Annotated in this window: 19 protein-coding genes; 7 read left to right on the top strand and 12 right to left on the bottom strand. The window is 64.1% G+C overall.

Annotated elements, in window-relative coordinates; all coding sequences use genetic code 11:
- Nucleotides 1-21: 21 nt before the first annotated feature.
- Entirely contained in the window at nt 22-3,663 is a 3,642-nt protein-coding gene (locus F0A17_RS09025; RefSeq protein ID WP_149327994.1) for a S41 family peptidase, read from the bottom strand.
- Between the two features lie 258 nt (nt 3,664-3,921).
- Nucleotides 3,922-5,493: an alpha/beta fold hydrolase gene (locus F0A17_RS09020; protein ID WP_228716858.1), complete on the bottom strand. Its 1,572-nt coding sequence runs from the start codon at nt 5,491-5,493 to the stop codon at nt 3,922-3,924.
- Nucleotides 5,494-5,731: 238 nt separating this feature from the next.
- Here F0A17_RS09020 and F0A17_RS09015 point away from each other — a divergent pair, with 238 nt between their 5' ends.
- Nucleotides 5,732-6,154: a CBS domain-containing protein gene (locus tag F0A17_RS09015; protein WP_149327993.1), complete on the top strand. Its 423-nt coding sequence runs from the start codon at nt 5,732-5,734 to the stop codon at nt 6,152-6,154.
- A 147-nt stretch (nt 6,155-6,301) separates the two neighbouring features.
- Nucleotides 6,302-6,790 carry a metallophosphoesterase family protein gene (locus tag F0A17_RS09010; RefSeq protein WP_149327992.1) on the top strand — a complete coding sequence of 163 codons (489 nt, stop codon included), beginning with the start codon at nt 6,302-6,304 and terminating at the stop codon, nt 6,788-6,790.
- A gap of 6 nt (nt 6,791-6,796) precedes the next feature.
- On the opposite strand, the gene F0A17_RS09005 is transcribed toward F0A17_RS09010, so the two are convergent.
- Nucleotides 6,797-7,753 (bottom strand): diacylglycerol/lipid kinase family protein, encoded by a 957-nt coding sequence (locus F0A17_RS09005; RefSeq protein ID WP_149327991.1) that lies wholly within the window; start codon nt 7,751-7,753, stop codon nt 6,797-6,799.
- A gap of 531 nt (nt 7,754-8,284) precedes the next feature.
- Here F0A17_RS09005 and F0A17_RS09000 point away from each other — a divergent pair.
- Together F0A17_RS09000 and F0A17_RS08995 are read left to right on the top strand one after the other, a co-directional pair.
- Nucleotides 8,285-9,421, top strand: coding sequence for a zinc-binding dehydrogenase (locus F0A17_RS09000; protein WP_149328234.1), 1,137 nt, complete (start codon nt 8,285-8,287; stop codon nt 9,419-9,421).
- Nucleotides 9,418-10,461, top strand: coding sequence for a proline racemase family protein (locus F0A17_RS08995; protein WP_149327990.1), 1,044 nt, complete (start codon nt 9,418-9,420; stop codon nt 10,459-10,461). The genes F0A17_RS09000 and F0A17_RS08995 overlap by 4 nt, the downstream gene beginning before the upstream one ends.
- A 9-nt stretch (nt 10,462-10,470) precedes the next feature.
- On the opposite strand, the gene F0A17_RS08990 is transcribed toward F0A17_RS08995, so the two are convergent.
- Nucleotides 10,471-11,475, bottom strand: coding sequence for an ion transporter (locus tag F0A17_RS08990; RefSeq protein ID WP_149327989.1), 1,005 nt, complete (start codon nt 11,473-11,475; stop codon nt 10,471-10,473).
- A 52-nt stretch (nt 11,476-11,527) separates the two neighbouring features.
- Nucleotides 11,528-11,941, bottom strand: coding sequence for an alternative ribosome rescue aminoacyl-tRNA hydrolase ArfB (gene arfB / locus F0A17_RS08985; RefSeq protein ID WP_149327988.1), 414 nt, complete (start codon nt 11,939-11,941; stop codon nt 11,528-11,530).
- Between the two features lie 160 nt (nt 11,942-12,101).
- Between arfB and F0A17_RS08980 the strand changes: the two genes are divergently transcribed.
- Nucleotides 12,102-12,734, top strand: coding sequence for an SDR family oxidoreductase (locus F0A17_RS08980; RefSeq protein ID WP_149327987.1), 633 nt, complete (start codon nt 12,102-12,104; stop codon nt 12,732-12,734).
- A 32-nt stretch (nt 12,735-12,766) separates the two neighbouring features.
- Here F0A17_RS08980 and F0A17_RS08975 read toward each other — a convergent pair whose 3' ends face one another.
- Entirely contained in the window at nt 12,767-13,666 is a 900-nt protein-coding gene (locus F0A17_RS08975; RefSeq protein ID WP_149327986.1) for a LysR family transcriptional regulator, read from the bottom strand.
- A gap of 128 nt (nt 13,667-13,794) precedes the next feature.
- Between F0A17_RS08975 and blaOXA the strand changes: the two genes are divergently transcribed.
- A complete protein-coding gene (gene blaOXA, locus F0A17_RS08970) occupies nt 13,795-14,628 on the top strand; it encodes a class D beta-lactamase (protein ID WP_149327985.1) in 834 nt (277 codons plus the stop codon).
- 56 nt (nt 14,629-14,684) lie between these two features.
- On the opposite strand, the gene F0A17_RS08965 is transcribed toward blaOXA, so the two are convergent.
- Genes F0A17_RS08965 through coxB form a run of 6 tightly spaced genes read right to left on the bottom strand, consistent with a single transcriptional unit; the run spans nt 14,685 to nt 19,826 of the window.
- Complete coding sequence (locus F0A17_RS08965) at nt 14,685-15,581, bottom strand: c-type cytochrome (protein WP_149327984.1); 897 nt, start codon at nt 15,579-15,581, stop codon at nt 14,685-14,687.
- Nucleotides 15,578-15,940, bottom strand: a complete 363-nt coding sequence (locus F0A17_RS08960; protein WP_149327983.1) for a c-type cytochrome — start codon at nt 15,938-15,940, stop codon at nt 15,578-15,580. The genes F0A17_RS08965 and F0A17_RS08960 overlap by 4 nt, the downstream gene beginning before the upstream one ends.
- Nucleotides 15,937-16,305, bottom strand: coding sequence for a hypothetical protein (locus F0A17_RS08955; RefSeq protein ID WP_149327982.1), 369 nt, complete (start codon nt 16,303-16,305; stop codon nt 15,937-15,939). The genes F0A17_RS08960 and F0A17_RS08955 overlap by 4 nt, the downstream gene beginning before the upstream one ends.
- Nucleotides 16,295-16,906 (bottom strand): cytochrome c oxidase subunit 3, encoded by a 612-nt coding sequence (locus F0A17_RS08950; protein ID WP_149327981.1) that lies wholly within the window; start codon nt 16,904-16,906, stop codon nt 16,295-16,297. The genes F0A17_RS08955 and F0A17_RS08950 overlap by 11 nt, the downstream gene beginning before the upstream one ends.
- Nucleotides 16,906-18,816 (bottom strand): cytochrome c oxidase subunit I, encoded by a 1,911-nt coding sequence (gene ctaD / locus F0A17_RS08945; RefSeq protein WP_149327980.1) that lies wholly within the window; start codon nt 18,814-18,816, stop codon nt 16,906-16,908. Before ctaD ends, F0A17_RS08950 begins: the two co-directional genes overlap by 1 nt.
- Complete coding sequence (gene coxB, locus F0A17_RS08940) at nt 18,813-19,826, bottom strand: cytochrome c oxidase subunit II (RefSeq protein ID WP_149327979.1); 1,014 nt, start codon at nt 19,824-19,826, stop codon at nt 18,813-18,815. The genes ctaD and coxB overlap by 4 nt, the downstream gene beginning before the upstream one ends.
- 385 nt (nt 19,827-20,211) lie before the next feature.
- Here coxB and F0A17_RS08935 point away from each other — a divergent pair, with 385 nt between their 5' ends.
- Nucleotides 20,212-21,081, top strand: coding sequence for a cytochrome c oxidase assembly protein (locus F0A17_RS08935; RefSeq protein ID WP_149327978.1), 870 nt, complete (start codon nt 20,212-20,214; stop codon nt 21,079-21,081).
- Nucleotides 21,082-21,091 lie beyond the last annotated feature (10 nt).

Genomic DNA, 21,091 nt, shown 5'->3' with positions numbered 1-21,091 from the left:
CAATGCCGGGCCGCCGAGTCCCTAGCCTTCGTCCTCCTCGGTTTCGATTCTCTCGAGCAGGTCGGCAACCGCACGTTCGAGCTGCCGGTCGCGATCGGCCACCTCGTCTTCCGGCCTCTGCTCCACCCGCAGGTGGGGCATGGCTCCGTTGTGCTCCATGTCGGTGCCGTCGGGCAGGTACCAGCCGCGGAAGGGGCGCCGCACGGTGGCGCCGTCGATCAACGTATGGCTATTGGTGGAGATCACTCCGCCATAGGTCTGTTCGCCGACAAGATGGCCACGGCCCAAGGTGCGGAAGGCGTGGGCCAGGATTTCGGCATTGGAATAGCTCTTCTCGTTGGCCAGCATATTGACCGGTAACGTGTAGCGCGGCGCGTCGAGGCGATCCTGCGGGTAATGGCCGGTATTGGCGGGATCGACCCCGGCGGGGACGGTATAGGCGTGTTCACCCGCCATGATCGAGGTCAGGATGCGGTCCGTGGTGTTGCCGCCGCCGTTGTTGCGTACGTCGATGATCAACCCCTCCTTGCCTTCGGCGGCGGCATAGAGGTCGCCCTGAAAGCCTTCCAACGAGGTCTGGTTCATCGCCTGGATATGCAGGTAGCCGAGCCGCCCGTCCGAGAGCTCTTCGACGCGGTGTCGGCTCTTCTCGCGGAAGGCGTCGTACTTCAAACGCGCATACCCGGTCAGGCTCACCGTGGTGAGAATGGTGCGGTACTCGGTATAACCGTCGCGGCCGGGACGGTCGAAAGTGACCACCACCTCTTGGTCCACCTGGCCGCGTAGACGCTGCCGCAGCGTTTCGTCCTCCTCGAAGGGCTGCAGGCCGATCTCGGTGATGATGTCGCCGGGTTCCAGGGGCATGGGGCCGAGGGTGGCCGGTCCCTCCGGCAATATGCCGGTGACGCGATAGCCGATTCGCTCCTCGTTGCGCGAGACGATACGTCGATACTCGATGCCGAGCCGCCCCGAGGGCTCGCGCAGGGACGAGACTGGACCAGGGTTGGAGACGCCCATGTGCGACGCTGCCAGCTCACCCATCAGGCGGTTGGCGATATCGCTGAACTCGCTGGGCGTTCGGGTGCGGCGAATCAGGGAGGCGTACTCCGCGACTACCTTCGGCCAGTCGAGCCCCTTCATGTCCTGACGGTAGAAGTTCTCACCGATCACGCGTGCCGCCTCGTGGAATTTCTGCCATGCCTGCTGGCGGCGGTCGATACGGATGCGATCGCTGATGTCCAGGTAGCGCGTCGAGCCGTTGCCGGAGAGATTCGCCACCCCGACGCGGCCACTCCGGATGAAAACGACCTGCTCACCGGTAAGGTTGAGCTGCTGGACGTTGGCGCTCGGGGCGATGCGGGTACGCTGGCTGCCGTCCCAGTTCATCGCCACGAGCCCTTCGTTCCCGGCGTTGAAGACGTAGCGAGCGCCGCCGGGGGTCATCTCATTGCCGGTATGGTGGGTCGGCGAGGCGGTGATCGGTTCGATGCGGCGCCAGGCGTCCTCCAGCTCCAGCTCCGGAGCCTCCTCCATCGTCCGGGTGTCGTCGTTTCCTTCCACCGGCAGCGGTGCCGTATCGCGTGCCGCCTCGCGAGCGTCGCGATAGTAGGTGGAGAGCCCGCGTGGCGTGAGCGTCTCGAGCTCTCGATCCAGGTAGACACGGTAGAGGTCGTAATTCTCGCCCGAGCGATTGGAGATGAAACTGAGCTTGCGTCCGTCGGCCGACCAGCGCGGGTTGAGATCATTGCGCGGATGGCGCGTGATGTTGACCGGCTCCGACGAGCCGTCCGCCGGGACCACGAAGATATTGGCGCTGAAATCGAGATCGTTCTGCGTATAGGCGATATAGCGGCCATCGGGCGACCAACGCCAGTGCATAAAGCTGTCCCAACCCTCGACCAGCGTACGCGACTCCTTGCTGTGAAGATCGTGGATCACCAGGTCGCCACGCCCGCGGCGGAAGGCGAGCGAGCGGCCATCCGGTGACGGCGAGACGTCGCGGTCGTTGTGTTCGCTGGCCACCACCGGGCGGACCACGAACTGAATCGCATCGTGCCAGCGGGTCGGGTCGCGCTCCGCCGGGACGTCATCGGGCGGCTCCTCTTCCAGCTCCTCCTCGGGGATGCTGTCGGCCTCGAGCTGGGGTGGCGGGGTGGGCTCGGGTATTTCGGTCGGTTCGGTCGGCAGCGGCAACAGGCTGGGATCCAGCATCAGCCCGGGGTCCTGGGGGGCGAAGGGATCCTCGGGCTCCTCACCCCGTACCTGGATGTCAGGATTCCGCTCCGCCTCGGGTTTCTCCTCCTCGTCGAGGGTGGATTCGACGATGGGATCGATCGCGGTGAGCGAGACGGTAGCATCGCCGTCCCAGCGCCGTGACGTGGCTCGCCCGCGCCTGCGCTGACGCTCGTGGGTGCGGCGTACCTCGTCGCGGGTCAGGGCGACGCGTGCTTCGTAGATCGATTCGGTGCCGTCGGCATCGTTGACGAAATAGAGTCGCAGACCATCGGGCGACCAGGCGAGGTCTTCGTGACGGGCGTGGCTGCCGGGCGTTACCGCCAGCGTTGGGCTCTGCTCGTCGACATGGCGCACGTAGACGCGTCCATAGGCAATATACGCCATGGTCTTTCCGTCGGGGCTCAGAGCGGCCTCGCTGACGTCGCGATCGATGCGCCGCAGGGCATGTGTGTCGCGTCCATCGTCGGGGGCACGCAGCGCGATGGCTTCGGGCTCGGCATCGGGGGCCTGCAGGTCCAGGGTCATCAGGCTGTCCCATATCTGCAACACGGCGAGGCTGCCGTCGCGGGCAACATCGAAGTGCTGCAGGTCGCGCTCGTCGAAATCGGTGAGTCGCTCGATGCGGCGCTCGTCGGCGAGCTCCATGCGGTAGAGGTTGACGGTGCGATCCTCGCGGTCGGACATGAACAGCAGGGTGTCGTCGTCGACCCAGCGTGCCTTGCCGTCGTCGCCGTCGCGCTCGGTGAGCGGCTCGAAGGTCTCGCTCTTGCGATCGTAGAGCCACACGTTCATTGCATCCGGTCCGCGATAGTGGCGACGGTTCCAGTCGTGATAGGCCCCGCCCCGCGTGAACACGACGTACCGGCCGTTGGGTGAGAGCTGGGGCTCGGAGCCGAAGGCACCGTGCAGTCGACGATATTCGCCGCCTTCGGGTGAGAGTCGGTAGGGGCGCTGATCGCGGTAAACATCGGCCACGAGCATGCCGGAGAAGGTAATCACCGGCTCGCCCCGTTCATCGAGGCCATAAGCCGGGTTGCGCAAATGCTGGTCGCTGTGGGTGAGCTGGGTGAGCTCGCTGCCATCGCGACGCATGCGCCAGAGGTTGAGATGGCCGTCGCGCATCGAGGCGAATACGATCCACTCGCCATCGGGACTCCAACTGGAATGCAGATCGTCCAGGTCGTGGCGCGTCAGGCGTACGGCCTGACCGCCTGTCGTCGGGGCGCGCCAGAGATCGCCGCGCCAGCTGAAGATGAGCTCCGAACCATCAGGGCTGATCGAAGGGAATCGGGGGAGTCCGACCTGACCGGATTGCGCCAGTACGGCGCTCGGCATGCTGGCCAACAGGCCGGCCACGACCATCAGGAACGAGAGCTTGCTCACTGCATTGCGCGGCGCTCGAACGTGATGGGTGAGAACCTTCCTCATACCAATCCTCTAGCGATGCCATGCTTCCCTTCCATGCTTCTCCAACGTAGCAATAAACCCATCGCGCATCGAACGGAGCGCGGCACGCCTTGGCTGGTCGAGGCGGTATCGTCTCCGGGATGTCGAACCGACGAAGCGTATCACCGCGGTTGCGGGCGACGGCCTGGCGCTGTTCGCCGGGCGCCGCGTGAGTCGGGGCTCGCCGCTTACCCGGCTCGCTGTTCGGGCTCCCGGCCGTGGCTTCGAAAGAGCGGGGCGTCACGTATCCCGGTTCTGTGCGCCATCCGGCGGTTCGATCACCCAAGGTTCCAGCGCCACCTCGTTCTTGCAGCTGTCGTCGACCTCGGCCATCGGGTCATCGAGGAAGGCGCTGACCATCCGCGAACGGCATTCGTTGACGGGGCTATGACCGAGCCCCTGGAACACCACGTACTGCAGGTTGGGCATGGTGCGACCCAGATGCTCGCTCCAGCGCGGCGTGCAGCACGGGTCCATCTGGCCATGCAGCGCCAAGGCGGGTGTCTCGGCGACGGGCGGGTCGTTGTGCTCGGGAGGCACGTCGCCATCCTCGCCCCACCAGGCGCACAACCACGGCGGCTCGAAGCCGAGCACGGCGGGCTCGCGGGCCACGGCAGCGGTGGAGTCGGCCACAGTGGGCCGATTACTGCCCATGTCGTTGCAGACGTGGGCGAGGAAATAGCCGAGCGCATAGTTGGGCGCCTCGGGCTCGGGAACATAATCGTCGATGCGGAAGAAATCGTTCAATCGCGAGTAGTCGCCGGCTTCGACATCGGCGACGAGGCTCGGTAGCTCGGCATAGTCGGAGGCGAGCGTCAGGTAAAGGGTGTCGAGGAAGGCCGCCCCATCGAAGTAGAGGGTCGTCTCGCCGCCAGCCGCCGTTTCCACTTGGGCGGTGAAAGGTTTGCCGTCCAGGGTACGGCGCGTGCGATCGATGGCCTGGAACCAGTTCGGCACCAGTTCCCGGCAGGCTTCGTCGTCGGCAACGCAAAGGGCCAGGGCATCAGTGAACGACTGCTTGGCCGTGTAGAGTTCATCCACCGGCGCGCGGTTGCGCAGGTGGTTGTACCAGGCCCAGCCGAGGATCGCGGCGCGAATGCTGTCGGGGTAATACTGGATGAAGGAGACCACGGTGCCGCTGCCGGTCGAGGAGCCGAAGGCGTCGATCCGGTCATAATCGAGCAGGCGGCGAATTTCGTCGACGTCGCGCGAGACGGCTAGCGCATTGTACTGCGAGACGTCGATGCCTTCATCGACCAGCTTGCGGTAGCAATCGCTCACCACGCCGGTGATGGCCTCCATGCGTTCCATGGGGTCCAGCGAGGCGGTAATCGCCGGCGTATGGATGATGTTGTGATACGGCGAAACCTTGGCGTATTCGGGGCACTCCAACGCCGGTTCGGCATGGATGAAGCCCCGGTTGTCCATGGTCACCAGGGTCCGGTCGCCGATATCCTTGCGCAGCTGCTCCATGTATTCGCGTTCACCCAGCGAGGAGTAGCCGGGACCGCCGGGAAAGAAGAAGACGGGAATTTCTTCCGCCTCGCCCGATTCGGGCTCGAATACCGCTACCGGTATCTTGACGGTATTGCCGCTCGGCGCACTCCAATTCTCCTCACCATGAAAGGTATAGCACTCGGCACCCATCTCGGTGAGTACTTCGGTGGCGCACTCCGACGCCTCGATGCGTGGGATCTCCTGCGCTGCCGGGGGAGCGTCCGACTGGGCCTGTGTCGATCCCGCAAGGCCCATGAGCAGGGCAAGCGGCAAGGCGCTCGGCAGGTGTCGGGCCATGGCATCCGTTCTCTTCATGATCGTCCCCAGCATTTGTCGTTATGGCGTTGAGGTGAGCTCCGTTAGTCAAGCTAGCACTTGGCCGAAGGGCGTCAAATCGGGTAACTCGACTTAACTCCTCGCAATAAACAAAGACAGTGTACGTTTTGATGCCTGCCCGTGAGGTGGCTATTTTTCATAGGCAAGACAATGCAAAGCAGAAGCAGGAAGCGGTGCGGATTTTACGCACATCATGGTCAAAACAGGAGTGTGTGCTATGCAAGTACGTGAAGTGATGACCAAGCGCCCCGACTATTGCAGTGCCGATGCTTCCATCCGCGAAGTCGCGGAGCGCATGCGCAAGGACAATTCCGGCTTCGAGCCCCTGGTACAGGATGACCGGATCATCGGCACCGTCACGGATCGCGACCTTGCGGTTCGCGCGCTTGCCGAAGGCAAGAATCCGGACGACAAGGCAAGCTCGATCGCCACTACGGAAGTGCTGTATGCCTTCGAAGATCAGGACGTGAAGGAGGTACTGCGCAACATGCAGCAGCAGCACGTGCAGCGTCTGGTCGTGCTCAACAACCAGAACGACAAGGATCTCGTCGGTGTGGTGACGCTCAGCGACATCGCCGATCGCTGCGAGGATGACGAGATGGCGCGCGAGATCGCCAACTGCAGCAAGCACTATCACTAAGCATTGAATGTTGAGCAGGCATGTTCGTCGAGAGCGGTCTTCCACGCTCTGGCGGGATATTTTCAGGGCATCGTCGCGGCGATGCCCTTTCTCGTCTCGGCTGCGTGTGGGCCAGACCTTCGCTCATCCTTCCTGTTGGCGGCAGCCATGTCAGCGACGTTCAGTATCTCCGCTCCCATCGGAGTGATTTCCGACACCCATGGCCTGCTGCGTGATGAGGCCTTGTGCCTGCTTGCGGATTGCGCGCTGATCCTCCACCTCGGCGACGTGGGTCACAAGCCGGAACATGCCGCCATTCTCGAACGTCTCTCCGGCCTGGCGCCGCTTCAGGCGGTGCGCGGCAACATCGACAGGGCCACCTGGGCGGAATCGCTGCCCATGACGCGTGACCTCGTGGTCAACGGCTGGCGTCTGCACCTGGTACACGACCTGGCCGATTCCGACCCGGATGTGCCGTGCGATGCCGTGCTGCACGGGCACTCGCACAAGCCGCGTAACGAGTGGCGTCACGAACGGCTGCTGTTCAACCCCGGCGCGGCCGGCAGGCGTCGGTTCCGCCTGCCGATCACCCTGGGCAAGCTGTGGGCCGATGCGGACGGTCTGCGGGGCGCCATTCTGCACTTGCCCAGCACCTAGGCACCCTCATGGCTCTTGGCCCTGGCCCGGACGCACCATGGGGGCATCGTACCCGGGCGCTCGGTCTTCGGCCGGATGCAGCGGGGTCGACTGGGACTCGGCGAGGGGATGACTCACGACCTTGAGCACGCCGCGTCGGGTAAACGCCGAAACGCTGCTCATGCGCCCCAGCGTTTCTCCATCGGCGGTCAAGGTGCGGCTCTGGCGAAGCCGGATATGGCATTGAGGCGTATGGATATGAGTCACAGTGTCGTCGTTGCGTGGCGTATGCCCCAGCAATCGGGTGGCGAAGAAGGCGAACAGCAGACGCAACCAGGAGCGATGGCGCACCGCCACCACATCCAACTGGCCGTCGTCGATCCGGGCTTCGGCGATGTGGTATCCGCCGCCGAAATAGGCGCCTGATGCGATGGCAATGGTCAGCCAGTGACCCTCGACGATCCGGTCGTCGCATTCGATGCGGCCGGAAAAACCGCGCTGCAACTTGGCCCGCTGCGCCAGGGTGATCAAGTAGCTGAAACGCCCCAGACGCTGCTTGCGCTCATGGGTGGCCTCGCGGGCGGGCATGGTGCCGAGCCCGATATGGGCGACATTGAGGTACAGACGACCGTTGATCCAGGCGACATCGACGCTGGCTGTCTGGCCGGACACCGCCAGACGGCACAGTGCCGCTGGATCCTCCGGCAGGGCCAGGTTGCGCGCGAAATCGTTTGCCGTGCCGGAGGGCAATACGGCCAAGGTGGCATCCCGTTCGATACAGACCGTGGCCGCCCGGCCGACCGAGCCGTCACCGCCGGCCACCAGTACCCGATCGCCGGGTTCTACCTCTCGCTCCCAGTCGGTATCGGTGAGTTGGCCTATCCGCAAGTGCTCAAGGCCGGCCGCCTCCAGATGCTCCCGCCAGAAACGCTCCCCCCGGCGGCCATCGCCGGCGGCGTCGTTGACGATCAGCCAATAGTTCATGGTGTCTCCCTCACCCGTGCGGACTTCCTGCGTCCCATTGCTCCTTGCCCTTGGCTGGGCGTCTATGTTCCTAAGAATAGCGACCGATCGAGTGCCATGCCCACGCGAACGACGCGTGTCGCGAAGGCGCCGGTCACCAGCGCAAGCGACCGGCCGAACGAGGGGCTTCCCCTCGCGCGCAGCCGACCCGATCGTGGTCGGTATTCCACGTGAAGAAAGAACCCCCAGTCGTTACCGTCAAAAACAGAAAAAATACCCCATGATCAACGGTATGCAGCCACGTCCCGAGCATGCTTCAATCACTGTCATCGCGACTCGCCGGATCCAACTGCCCCTCCATCTCCTTTCGCTACCCATGTGCAATGACTCCCCGTTGACACGCCCTGCGTGCAGCTCGGGCATGTCGTTGCCTGGAATGGCAGGTCATGGAACGGAAGGGCGATCGATCCGTCGGGGTGCCAACCGATCGACGAGAACCGAGCAAAGGAGGAGCACGTGCCTGCAGCCAACGCCCCCATCGTTCCGGATACCATGGCAGCCATGCTGCTGACCGGACACGGTGACATCGACAAACTGGTGTACCAAGAAGACGTCGCCACGCCGCGCCCTGGACCGGGTGAGGTGCTGGTGCAGGTCACCGCCACGGCAAAGAACAACACCGACCGCAAGGCCCGCGAAGGGCTCTATCCGACCAAGGACAAGGGGGACGTCACGTCCTTCGCCATGGGGGGGGAGCCGACCCTGACCTTTCCCCGTATCCAAGGCGCGGACGTGGCAGGGCGCGTGGTGGCGGTCGGCGAGGGGGTGGATGCCGCGCGTCTCGGCGAGCGTGGCTTACTCGATTTCAATCTTTACCCCGATGCGCGCCGCGATATCAACCTGACGCCCGACTACTACGGCCACGGTGCCGACGGCGGCTTCGCCGAGTACATTGCCGTGCCATCGGATCAGTTCCACCATGTGCCCAACCCGGAACTCGCCGACGCCGAACTGGCCGCGATGGGCATGTGCTCCTACCAGACCGCCTACCACATGATGACTTCGGCCCGGGTTGCGGCCGGCGAAAGAGTGCTGGTCAGCGGCGCCAGCGGTGGCGTGGGAACCGCGTTGATCCAGCTGTGCCGCGTCGTGGGCGCGATTCCCTATGCGGTGAGCCAGCCCGACAAGGCGGAGGCGTTGCTCGAGCTGGGCGCCGAAGCGGTGATCGATCGCGGCGATCTGCCGACCTTCGTCGAGCGTGTGCTCGAAACCACGGGCGGTGCACCGATCGACGCGGTGATGGACTTGGTGGGCGGCGAGATGACCGACCTCTTCATCGACACCATGATCCAGGACATGAAAGCCCGCACCACCTACCCGCGCCTCTCCATCGCCGGGGCCAGCGGTGGCAACGTCAGCGAGATCATGTGGACCCGCATCTATCTCTACCAGGTACAGATTTTCGGCGTTTCCCACGGCACCCGCGAGGAGGCCGAGCAACTGGTGGAGTGGATTCGCGGCGGCCAACTGAAGCCGGTGTTGCATGCCGCCTTCAAACTCTCCGAGCTTCACTTGGCGGAACGCTACTTCGTCAACCGTGGCAGCAACTTCCTGGGCAAGATCGTCGTCGTGCCCGACGCCCAGTGGGCCGAGCATGGGGCCCCTTACGCGCTGAAGGAAAACGCATGAGCCACGAACTCACCCTGCAACTGCTCGATACCCATGCCGGCGGCGACGTCAGCCGTATCGTAACCGGCGGCATCGACCCACTGCCCGGCAGTACCGTGCGGGAACAGATGGAATACCTGGAGAACGATGCCGACGGCCTGCGCCGTCTGCTGCTCAACGAGCCCTACGGCATCCCCGAGATGTCGGTGGACCTGATCGTGCCGGCTTGCGACCCCAAGGCACAGATGGGCTACATCATCATGGAGGTGATGGGCTATCCGGTCTATTCCGGTTCCAATACCATCTGTACCGCCACGGCGCTGCTCGAGACCGGGCTGATTCCCAAGCGGGAAGGCATCCAGCACTTCACCCTCGAGTCGCCCGCCGGATTGGTGCAGATCGAGGCCCGGGTCGAGAATGGGGTGGTAGAGGCGATCACCTGCGGCGGCCTGCCGAGCTACATTGACACCCACCGGGCACGCATCCATGTGCCTGCGGTGGGCGACGTGACCTACAGCATCGCCTATAGCGGCGGTTTCTACGCCCTGGTGGACGCCGCCGAGCTAGGCTTCTCGCTCAAGCGCGAGGAGGAGCGGGCGCTGTCCGAGTGCGCGTTTCGCATCGTCGAGGCGATTCAGGCCCACAGCGGCTTCTCGCACTACACCCTGGGCGATGTGGGACCGCTGCCGTTCCTGCATTTCATGGGGCCAGTGGAGCAGGTGGCAGACGATTTCTACCGCTCGCGTTCGGCAACCTACGTCCACCCGGGTGTGATCTGCCGCAGCACCACCGGCACCGGCACCTCGGCACGGCTGGCGCTGATGCAGTATGAAGGCACCATCAAGCCGGGCGACAAACTGGAAACCATTTCGCTGCGCGAGACGGGCTTCATCGGCGAGTTCATCGAGGTGCGCGAGGCCGGCGGTGGGCACCAGGTGGTGGAGAACACCATCACCGGCAAGAGCTACGTGCTCTCCCGCTCGGAGATCGTGGTCAACTGCGAGGACCCGATGGTCGACTGTGGCGGGGTCCACCATATCCTCAGTTCCAGACACCCGTAATCGGGCAACTCACTCGTAGCGGCGTCGCCATTGCTTCACGGCGACCTGCTCCTTGACCAGCTCGAGCATGTCGACGAGCACCTGTTCGGTTACCCGGTCGGTGTGCTTGTCGATCTGCACCCAAGAATCGAAGCCGCTCTCGGTGAGGCGCGCCAGCAGCGCCTTGAACTCCGGCGAGCGCAGTCCCGCCATCGCTTCGTTGACCAGCCGACAGGCCAGCTCGGCGAGACTCGACTCCATCCCGCGCGAGATCAGATCGCCCATGGGCAGGCGCCTCAGGCGTCGCATCTCCTGACTTTCCGCCACGGTGCGCCCGACCAACGCGCTGACGTAGCGCATCGTATCGTCGCGGTTGCGTGCGTAAGCGCTGCCGGCCATCTCCTCCAGGCGGGTGGTGATCTCCTGGATCAATTGCTGCTTGCGCGGCATGACGACCTGGTCGATGACCCGGGCCGAGAGCGAGTCACCGGAGCGGATCTGCTCCTGCATGTTGCCGAGCAGGCGAATCGCCACGCGATCGGAAAGCTCCTCCATCAGGATGTCGTAGTACTTGGCATAGAACGCGTAGAATTGCCAGCGACGGACATCGATAAGACCCAAGCGCTGAAGCCGGAAGAGCAGGGAGAAGACACGCAGCACGCGCAGCAGGCGAAATCCGCTTAGCGGGATACAGCCCAGCACATCGTACCAATGCACGAAAGGGTAGAAGAACCAGCGATGGTAGCGCCGCTCGGCGATCGCCGCCGCCCACCCCAGCAGCACGTCGAGCACGAAGACCGCGACGAACGCCAGATCGATGGCGATGAAATTGTCATGCACATGGCGGTCGTAGGTAGCGTGCAGTCCCGGCGCCAGGGCGGCGAAGGCATCGTTGAGGGGCGGCAGCAGGAACAGGCTGTCGAACAGCAGCAGCGCCAGGTTGGCCACCACCAGCACGATCACGAGCAGATCCCATGCGAGGTGCAGGCGCTCCAGGCCAAGGGGCAACGTGCGCGTGACTCTCGGCGATGGCATCGACTCTCCCCGGTTCGGCATACGTCTCCTTAGCCTAGCAGCCGCCCGTTAGTTAGGTCTTCACCTTGCCGCGCATGGCCTTGGTCTGCCCCTTCTGTGTCTTGCGGTCCACGCGCTTGCGCTGTGAAGAGCGGGTCGGCTTGGTGGGCTTGCGTGTCTTGCGCGTCTTTGCCGCTTCCTGGATCAGCGCCTTCAGACGCTGCAGGGCGTCCTCGCGGTTGAGTTCCAGGGTACGATGACTCTGCGCCTTGATCACCACGATCCCCTCCTTGCTGATGCGCTGATCGCGCAGCGCCAGCAGCCGCTCCTTGTAAGAGGACGGCAGGCTTGAGTGGGGGATGTCGAAGCGCAGATGCACCGCGGAGGCCACCTTGTTGACGTTCTGGCCGCCCGCCCCCTGGGCGCGGATCTGGCTGATCTCGATTTCGTGGTCGGGCAGTTCCACGTTGTTGGAGATGCGCAGCATATCGGCCTCGGGCAACGTGATGGATTCATTCGGCAACGACAGGCTAGCACAGCCGACACGCGAGGCGCCCATGCTTGGAGGCACGCGCAGGCGTGAGCTAGGCTGTGGAACGATTCTCTCGATTTTCCTTTCCGATTGTCTGACCGCATCGAGGGGGCTCATGACCACACTGGTAATCGGCGCCAATGGCCAAATCGGCCGACAGTTCTGCGAACTGGCCGAAACGGCGGCCCTGCCCATCCGCGCGATGATTCGCGATGCCGGCCAGCGGGCCTGGTTCGACGAGCGCGGCATCGACACGGTGGTCGCCGATCTCGAAGGCGAGCTGCGCCACGCTTTCGATGGCTGCGACCAGGTTATCTTCACTGCCGGTTCGGGGCCGCATACCGGCCCCGACAAGACCCTGATGATCGATCTCTTCGGTGCCATCCGTGCCATCGACCTGGCCTGCGAGCGCGGCCTGTCGCGCTTCCTGATGGTCAGCGCCATGCGCGCCGAAGACCCGCTCGAGGCGCCTGAAAAGCTGCGCCCCTACATGGCTGCCAAGTACGCCGCCGATGCCCATCTGCGTGCCTCGGCGGTCCCCCACGTGATCCTCAAGCCGGGGCGATTGATCGATCAACCCGCCAGCCAGCGGGTGGCCACTTCGCTGACGGAGACCGGCGGCGAGAACAGCGTATCGCGTGCCAATGTTGCCTACGCCCTGCGGCACCTGGTGCAATCGCGCGATCTTATCGGTCGCGAATACGTGCTGCTCGATGGCGAGCGGCCGATCGCCGAGGCGCTCTGCTAGGGGCTCCCTCGCCGCGAGCGACGGTGCGTGGGTCAGCCCTGGACGGTGTCGCCGTAGGCCATGTGTACCTCCACCAGCAGCCAGTCGTGAAAGGCCTGCATGGCCGGCGTCGGCGGGCGCGACTTGAGCCGTGTGAGCCAGTAGCTGCCGAGCGAGGCATAGAGATCGAAGGGCTGCACGACGAGCCCTTCGTCGAGTTGGCGCGCGAACATGCGCGGTGGCGCCAGTGCGACCCCGGCCCCTTGCGTGGCCGCCTCCATCATCGCCAGCGAAGAGTCGAAGACGATGGCGTGCGTCCGCGCCGGTGGGCGTGCCACGCCGGCGGCGGTGAACCATTGCGTCCATTCGTTCTCACGGTAGGAGCGCAGCAGCGTCTGGTGCATGAGATCCGCCGGGGTGCGCAGCCGGTTGGCGATGAACGGCGCGCACAGCGCCGACAGGGGCGCCGGAAACAGACGGGTCGCTTCCAGGCCGTGCCAGGCGCCGTCACCGAAACGAATCGTGTAGTCCAGTCCTTCGGTGGCCTGGTCGACCCGGTTGTTGTGGGTCGACAGGCGAACCTCGATCAACGGGTGCTCGGCCTGGAAGCGCGCCAGGCGCGGCAGCAGCCAGCCCACCGCGAAGGTGCCCACCGCACCCACGTTGAGAATCTCGCGTAGCTTGCCGCCTTCGAGCCGCTCCAACATGTTTGCCATGCGATCGAACGCATCGCGCAACACCGGCAGCAGCGCCTCCCCCTCGCTGGTGATCATCAGCCCGCGAGGCAGGCGCTTGAACAGCACCACATCGAGGCGTCGCTCCAGCAGCTTGACCTGGTGGGAGATCGCCGCCTGGGTCACATTCAGCTCATCGGCGGCGCGCGTGAAACTCAGATGGCGGGCCGAGGCCTCAAAGGCACGCAGGGCATTGAGCGGCAGGTAGGGTCGGGTCATAAGCCCTAACTCAGTTAATGGCTCGGGCAAGATAACATGGTTTGTGAACCCCGGCAGCGTGCCGCTAATCTCCCATCCGACGCGTCGCCTACTCCTATCACGACAACCCAAGACGAACGGATGGAACCATGACCCTAAAAACCTTGAGGCTGAAATCCCTGTGGCAAAAAGCGTTGGCCGGGGCCGCGCTGCTGACCCTCGTTCCGCTGAGCGCTGCGGCGGGGGATTGGCAAGAGCGCGCCGATTGGCGCGAGATCTTCCGCGCCAACGAGGCCAGCGGTACCCTGCTGGTGGTCGACAAGCGCGAAGGCGGCCGGAGCATCCTGGTGCACGACGAAGAGCGTGCCCGTGAACGCTTCGTGCCGGCCTCGACTTTCAAGATTCCTCACACCTTGTTTGTCCTGGATGCCGATGTGGTGGAGGACGAGTTTCAGGTCTTTCCCTGGGATGGCGTCGAGCGAGGCTTTCCCCAATGGAACGGCGACCAGGACCTGCGTTCGGGCATGCGCCTCTCTGTCGTATGGCTCTATCAGCAATTCGCCCGGGAACTCGGCGACGAGAGGGAGCGGCGTTACCTGGAGGCGATCGACTACGGCAATGCCGAGATCGGCGACGACGTCGAGAACTTCTGGCTGGAGGAGGGCATGCTGGCGATCTCTGCCGAGGAGCAGATCGAGTTCCTCGAGCGGCTTTATCGCAACGAACTGCCGTTCGACGAGGCCGACCAGCGATTGGTCAAGGACCTGATGATCGTCGGCGCCGGCAGCGACTGGATCCTGCGTGGCAAGACCGGCTGGAGCGGCAAGCTCGGCTGGTGGGTGGGCTGGGTCGAGCGCCCCAGCGGCCCGGTGTTCTTCGCCCTCAACATGGAAACGCCCAACCGCATGGCCGACCTGCCCAAGCGGCAGGGCATCGTCAACGAGGCGCTGCGTACCCTTGATGCACTGCCGCCAGAGGCATGACGGTGACGCGGCTCGCGGCCGAGCGCTTCGAATTGGCCGGGGGTCGCGCTTCGCTCCTACTCCAGCGTTTCGAGATAGGCCGCCATGTCCATGGCGTCCTGCTGCGTCACGTCCAGGTCCGGCATGGCAGTGAGCGGATTGACTTCGGTGGGATGGCGAAGCCACTGCACCATGTTGTCAAAGGTGTTGGGCAGCACGCCGGCAAGGTAGCGGCGCCCGCCGATGCCGTTGAGTGGCGGGCCGACGTCGGCATGCGGCCCTACCGTGCCCGGAATCCTGTGGCAGGCGATGCAGGCATAGCCGTACAGCGCCAGCTTGCCCCGCTCGGGGTCGGGCACCGCGGCGGCACGTGTCGGAGCGGGAGCGCTCGCGGTCGTCACGTCGCGAGTCGGTTCGCGCTCCTCGCCACCCCCCATCGCCCGGTAGTCGGCCGGAGACATTTCGGGCATCTGCGTGATGAAGGCGACGATGTCCCAGATCTGCTCGTCGGTGAACGTGAATTGCCAGCTCGGCATGCCGGTCATCTTGATGCCGTGCTTGATGGGCCAGAAGAGTTCGGCGGCGCTCTTGGTTTTTGCCGTATGCGCCAGGTTGGGCGGCACCGGCGTCATGCCCTTGCCCACGTCGTCGCGGCCCACCCCGGGCGCGCCATGGCACTGCACGCACTTATGCTGGTAGATCAGCCGGCCCTGCTCGGCCCTTTCCGGCGTCAACGGCGGTGGCTCGATCTCCTCGGCCCGCTGACGTATGGAGCGGTCCAGCGCCAGGTTGAGCAGGGTGAAGACGGGCTCGGTATGCTGTTGCAGCGCCGAGACGTTATAGGCGCCCCAATAGACGAAGCCGGCCGCGCCCACTCCCATGGCGACGACCAGTGCCGCGATGGCAAGGCCGACATGGATTTCGATCCGCTTGCGGATCTGCTGGATTGAATCTTGGCGATCCCGGTTATTCATTTCCGTGTGTACAAGTAGGCGGTGATGTCTCGTGCGTCGCTTTCGCTGACGCCCATGTTCGGCATGGCCGTGCGCGGGTCGACCGTTTCCGGCTCGCGAATCCAGCGCGCCATGTCATCGGGTGTGTTGGGCAATACCCCCGCCAGGTAGACGCGCTTGGCGATGCGCTCGAGCGACGGTCCCGTGCGACCGTCCGCTCCGGGAATGCCGGGAATGACATGGCAACTGCCGCAGCCGTACGCGCGAATGATCGCTCGACCCTTTTCCGGATCGCCCGGGGGCGGGGCGGCTTCATCACTGCCGCAGCCGGTAGCCAGGAGTGGCGCTAGCAGCAGGAAGCACACGGATCTCGCTGTCATAGGCACGGACCCAGGAAAAAGTTGGGAATCCCTTCGGCCACGATAAGCAGCCCGGACAGGGCGCTGATGAGCAGGCCCATGACGGCCATGAAACGTATGCGCCCCGCCTCGCCATCGCCGGAGCCCGGCCAGCGCCGCCCGGCGCGGCCCCACTGTCGCCAGGCCACTGCGGCGCCAGCCAGGCCGAGCAATAAGGTAACCAGTGTCGTGCCGTGCAGCAGCCACATGGAGCCGGTTTCGCAGGCCCTGGATACCAGCAGGTAACTGCCCATCAGGTGCAGCGCCCAGGCGCCGGGACCGATCACCCAGCCGGACCACAGCATCAGGGGGTGCAGCAGCACGTCGCCATTCGACTCACTGGCCATAAACGCGAGGCCCCCAATACAAGAGTAGATAAAAGGGAATCCAGGCGAAGCAGACGAAATACCAGTAATTGGTATCCACCACGACGCCGATCTGTCGTTGCTGGGTGAAATAGCCGCGCCAGGCGAGGATGGCCACCACCGCACTGCCGAAGACGATCGATGTCACGTGAACGTAGTGAAAGCCGGAGATGGTCCAGACGATCGAGCCGTAGGCATGGTCCTTCCAGCTGAACTCGTAGGCCATGAGCTCCAGTGAGCGCAGCACCAGCACCGCTGACGCCAACAGTACGCTTGCGGTGACGCCGATGGCCAAGCCTCGTTGATTGCCCCGGTTGATGGCCTGCCCTGCGAGAAACATGGTGAGGCTACTCAGCATCAACAGCCCCAGGTTGATGCTCGGCCACAGCATGGGCGGGGCCGACTCGCCGCTCGGCGGCCAGGCTTCGGCGTAGGCCGCCAGGTACAGGTAACTGACACAGAAGGTCAGCACCACCGCGGATTCGATTGCGATCAGGCCGAGAATGCCCCACCACAAGGGGGCGCGCTGATCGGGATTGAAACGGGTCATGTCCGAGACATCGATACCCTGCACGACTTTCATCAATCGTTCCTCCAGGGTCGGCGTGGCCAGAACCAGGCCACCAAGGTGAATGCCACCAGGAAGAAGGCGATCGCGAAGAAGATCGGATGGAAGATGATGCCGATGAAACCCAGCGAGGCGGCCACCGCCGAGACGAACGGCCAGATGGTCGGTGCGGGAAGCACCTGCACCCCCACGGGCTTGGCATCCAGAATACTGGTGAGCACCACCTCGCGGCGGTCGTTGCGCAGGCCGGTGACGACCGCGCGTTCGCGATCCCTCTCCCAGTCCCATAGCGGCCAGCGGCTGTGTACCACGGGGATATGGCGGAAATTATAGGAGGCTGGCGGTGAGTCCGCCGCCCACTCCAGGGTAGGCGCACCCCAGGGATTCGGCTCGGCCCGCTGGCCGCGAAACACGCTCCAGATGGCATTGATCAGGGTGACGCCGAAGCCTGTCGCCAGCACCAGGGAGCCGATCGTCGCCAGCAGGTTGAGATCGCCCCAGCCCATCTCCTCGACGTAGGTGTAGATGCGCCGTGGCATGCCTTCGAGCCCCAGCTGGTGCATGGGGAAGAAGGTCACGTTGAAACCGATGAAGGCCAGCCAGAAGCTCCATTTGCCGGCCGCTTCGCTCATCATGCGACCGGTGATCTTGGGCCACCAGTAATAGGTCGCGCCGATCAGCGGGAAGACCGCCCCGCCGATCAGCACGTAGTGGAAGTGCGCGACCAGGAAGAAGGTATCGTGCACCTGGGTATCGAAGGGAATGGAGGCTACCATGACGCCGGTCAGCCCCCCAATGACGAAGATCGCGAAGAACCCCAGCACCCACAGCATCGGCGTAGCGAAGCGGATCTTGGCACCCCACAGCGAGGCGATCCAGCAGAAGATCTGCACCCCGCTGGGGATGGCGATGGTGGCGCTGGCAGCGGTAAAAAAGCTCATGCCGAGCTGGGGCAGGCCGGTGGTGAACATGTGGTGCACCCACAGACCGAAGCTGACGAAACCGATGGCCACCACCGACAGTACCAGGGCCGTGTAGCCGTAGATCGGACGCCGCGTGAAGGTGATGATGATGGTCGAGATCATGCCCAGCGCCGGCACCAGGATGATATACACCTCGGGGTGGCCGAAATACCAGAACAGGTGTTGCCACAGCAGCGGTTCGCCACCGCCCTCGACAATGAAGAATTGAGTCTCGACCAGCCGGTCGAGGATCAGCAGCGTACTGCTGACGATCACCGCCGGCATGGCGAAGACGATCATGAACGACATCACCAGCGCCGCCCAGACGAACAGCGGCATGCGATTCAGCGACATGCCCGGTGCACGCATTCTCAGTGTGGTGACGATCAGCTCCACCGCCGCGGTCAGTGCCGAGACCTCGATGAAAGTGATCATGGTGGTCCAGATGTCGACGCCGTAGCCGGGCGAGTAGAGCTTGCTCGACAGCGGCACGTAGTTGAACCAGCCCGCATTGGGCGCCATGCTCAGCAGCAGCGAGCCGAACAATACGATCCCGCCAATCAGATAGACGTAATAGCCGAAGGCGTTGAGCCGGGGAAAGGCCATGTCGCGCGTGCCGATCATCAGCGGCACGAAGTAGATGGCGAAGCCCTCCATCACCGGAATGGCGAAAAAGAACATCATTACCGTGCCGTGCATGGTGAAGAACTGGTTGTAGAGCTCCGGCCCGAGCAACTGCTGCTCGGGGCCGGCCAGTTGCAGGCGAATCAGGATGCCGAGAATCCCTGCCAGCAGGAAGAAGATGAAGGCGGTGATGATGAAGCGCTTGCCGATCATGCGCTGATTGACGTGGGTGAACCAGCCAAGCAACCCGCCGGGCGAGTGCCAGGTGCGCTCCAGCCACGCGGTTTCCTCCGGCGAATCGGTCACGTCGCGAGGGTTGGCGGGTTTCTCCAGCGTCATTCCAGGCTCTCCAGGTAGCCGAGCAATGTCTTGAGCTCCTCCGGCGTCAATTCGCTCGGCGGCATCCTGCTACCCGGCTTGACGTGCTGCGGGTCGGTGATCCAGCCGCCGAGGTGTCCGATACGGTTGGGCACCGTGGCGCCGGCCAACGTGCGCCGGCTGGCGATATGGGTCAGGTCGGGGCCTAGATCGCCGGAGGCCGATGTGCCGCGGATGGTGTGGCATCCGGCGCATCCGGCCTCGAAGAATTCGTCGTGTCCGCGTGCCTGGGCCTGCGTTTCCGGCATTGTCGCCGGCTGGCGCTGGCCCTCCAGCCAGGCGTCGAATCGTTCCGGCTCCTCGGCCACCAGCAGGAACGCCATCAGCGCATGCTGCGTGCCGCAGTATTCCGCGCACTGGCCGCGATAGACCCCAGGTTCGTCCGCCGTCACCGAGGTGACATTCGTGCGCCCCGGCATCATGTCCGTCTTGCCCTGCAGGTTGGGTACCCAGAAGCTGTGAATGACGTTGTCCGACTTGAGCAAAAAGCGGACCGGCTCGCCAGCGGGGATGTGTATCTCGTTGGCGGTCGTGGCGATGCGGTTCCCCGCCTCGTCCAGGTAGTGAACTTCCCACCACCACTGTTTACCGACGACCTCCACGGTCATGGCATCGTCGGGGAGCGGGGCATTGATCGTGCGTCCGATGGAGAAGCTCGACAGGGCGAAGGGAATCGTTGCCGCCAGCGGCAGAATGATGCCGCCGGCGATCACCAGGTTGCGGCTCTGGCGAGCGTTCAACGGAAGTGCGGCGTGTCGCCTATGGGCACGGAACACAGCCACCGTCAGCAACGCGAGCACCAGCAGCGTGACGAGGATGGCGACGAACAACGTCGGCCACCAGAGCCTGGCGATCAGCGCCGCGGCCGAGCCAGCAGGATCGAGGGCCGATTGGGGCCCTTCGCAGGCAGCCAGAAACGGGGCGGCGGCCCCGAGCGGTCCTGTTGTCCGTATGTGCTTGCTAAGGGACATCGGGATGCCAGTCCATTGCAACGTGCGTGCGCGAAACGGTGGTGGCTGCGCATTCCATTCAGAATTCGATAGGCGCGTCATGCCGCGCATCTGCTTGGCTTCTCGGCGATGCGCTGAGAGTACTTCGCCAGTCCCGGTCCTGGGTCTGAGTCGGCTCGTTGCCTGTTTCGGCTTCAACCTAGTACAGGATGGTGCTTCCTGCTTGTCGCTGCCGAAGATGGTCACCGTTTCTTACGCTTCTCAAGGCAGGGTTACATTTCTTTCGGATCGGTCGCCGTTCGTCTCGCCCGATGTACCGGCCCGGTGTTTCATGGCGGGCCAAGTTCGCTATGCTTGAGGGTCAAGCTATCAGGCGGCGACATGTCGCCTCGGTAAAGGAAGGAAAATGCTCGAGTTCGAGCGAGTCGCCGGTTACCTCTTGCCCTGGGAGTTTTCACCCGCCTGGGCCTTGGTCTGTCTGGCTGCCGCCGGGTGCTACCTGCGTGGCCTGAAGCGACTGCGGAGCCGGGACCAAGCGCCGGGATTCTGGCGCCCGCTTGCCTTCTTGCTCGGTGTCGTGGCGATCTACGCCGTCTCTCAGACCCACTACGATTACCTCTCGCAGTACATGTTCTTCACCCATCGCGCCCAGCACCTGGTGTTGCATCACGCGGCACCGTTTCTCATTGCGCTGGCGGCGCCGCTGCCGGTACTGGCGGCAGGCACGCCGCGACGGGTGAGACATATTTCCGGACGGAACTTGGCTGGCTGGGTCGTTCGCCCAGCGTACCGTTTGCTGCAACATCCTGTGGTCGCCCCGATGCTGTTTGTCGGATTGATCTATTTCTGGCTGATTCCCGACATCCACTTCGATGCGATGCTCAGCCGTCAGCGCTACCAGATCATGAACTGGAGCATGCTGCTTGATGGTCTGTTGTTCTGGTGGCTGGTGCTCGATCCGCATACGCCGGAGCAGGGCGGCCTGGGATATGGCGCGCGCATCATGGCGATGCTGGTGGTGGTTCCGCCACAGATCCTGTTGGGGGCTTACCTCACCTTCAGCGAAAGCGTGCTGTTCGACGTCTATGCCGTCTGCGGCCGCGCCTGGCCCATCGCGCCACTGACCGACCAGCAGCTCGGTGGCTTGATCACCTGGATACCGGCATCGATGATGAGTGTGATCGGCGTACTGATCGTGATTCGTGACATCCTCTCCGGCAAGGGCGATGTGGACCAGGGCGAAGCAGAGCATGAACGGGAGATGCCGCCACCATGAGATCATTCAT

It is taken from the genome of Billgrantia pellis (genome assembly GCF_008297955.1).
GTDB classification, from domain to species: Bacteria; Pseudomonadota; Gammaproteobacteria; order Pseudomonadales; family Halomonadaceae; genus Halomonas; species Halomonas pellis.
Note: the sequence above shows the minus strand (reverse complement) of the source record. Positions and strands in the feature narration are given on the sequence as shown.

Excerpts from the sequence above, each read along its gene's own strand:
- F0A17_RS09020 (WP_228716858.1), bottom strand. The coding sequence starts at position 5,493 with ATGAAGAGAACGGATGCCATGGCCCGACACCTGCCGAGCGCCTTGCCG.
- F0A17_RS09025 (WP_149327994.1), bottom strand. The coding sequence starts at position 3,663 with ATGAGGAAGGTTCTCACCCATCACGTTCGAGCGCCGCGCAATGCAGTG.
- ctaD (WP_149327980.1), bottom strand. The coding sequence starts at position 18,816 with ATGACGCTGGAGAAACCCGCCAACCCTCGCGACGTGACCGATTCGCCG.
- F0A17_RS08955 (WP_149327982.1), bottom strand. The coding sequence starts at position 16,305 with ATGGCCAGTGAGTCGAATGGCGACGTGCTGCTGCACCCCCTGATGCTG.
- arfB (WP_149327988.1), bottom strand. The coding sequence starts at position 11,941 with ATGCTGCGCATCTCCAACAACGTGGAACTGCCCGACCACGAAATCGAG.
- F0A17_RS08990 (WP_149327989.1), bottom strand. The coding sequence starts at position 11,475 with ATGCCATCGCCGAGAGTCACGCGCACGTTGCCCCTTGGCCTGGAGCGC.
- F0A17_RS08995 (WP_149327990.1), top strand. The coding sequence starts at position 9,418 with ATGAGCCACGAACTCACCCTGCAACTGCTCGATACCCATGCCGGCGGC.
- F0A17_RS08965 (WP_149327984.1), bottom strand. The coding sequence starts at position 15,581 with ATGAATAACCGGGATCGCCAAGATTCAATCCAGCAGATCCGCAAGCGG.
- blaOXA (WP_149327985.1), top strand. The coding sequence starts at position 13,795 with ATGACCCTAAAAACCTTGAGGCTGAAATCCCTGTGGCAAAAAGCGTTG.
- F0A17_RS08935 (WP_149327978.1), top strand. The coding sequence starts at position 20,212 with ATGCTCGAGTTCGAGCGAGTCGCCGGTTACCTCTTGCCCTGGGAGTTT.
- F0A17_RS08950 (WP_149327981.1), bottom strand. The coding sequence starts at position 16,906 with ATGAAAGTCGTGCAGGGTATCGATGTCTCGGACATGACCCGTTTCAAT.
- F0A17_RS09000 (WP_149328234.1), top strand. The coding sequence starts at position 8,285 with ATGGCAGCCATGCTGCTGACCGGACACGGTGACATCGACAAACTGGTG.
- F0A17_RS09015 (WP_149327993.1), top strand. The coding sequence starts at position 5,732 with ATGCAAGTACGTGAAGTGATGACCAAGCGCCCCGACTATTGCAGTGCC.
- F0A17_RS08980 (WP_149327987.1), top strand. The coding sequence starts at position 12,102 with ATGACCACACTGGTAATCGGCGCCAATGGCCAAATCGGCCGACAGTTC.
- F0A17_RS09010 (WP_149327992.1), top strand. The coding sequence starts at position 6,302 with ATGTCAGCGACGTTCAGTATCTCCGCTCCCATCGGAGTGATTTCCGAC.
- F0A17_RS09005 (WP_149327991.1), bottom strand. The coding sequence starts at position 7,753 with ATGAACTATTGGCTGATCGTCAACGACGCCGCCGGCGATGGCCGCCGG.
- F0A17_RS08975 (WP_149327986.1), bottom strand. The coding sequence starts at position 13,666 with ATGACCCGACCCTACCTGCCGCTCAATGCCCTGCGTGCCTTTGAGGCC.
- coxB (WP_149327979.1), bottom strand. The coding sequence starts at position 19,826 with ATGTCCCTTAGCAAGCACATACGGACAACAGGACCGCTCGGGGCCGCC.
- F0A17_RS08960 (WP_149327983.1), bottom strand. The coding sequence starts at position 15,940 with ATGACAGCGAGATCCGTGTGCTTCCTGCTGCTAGCGCCACTCCTGGCT.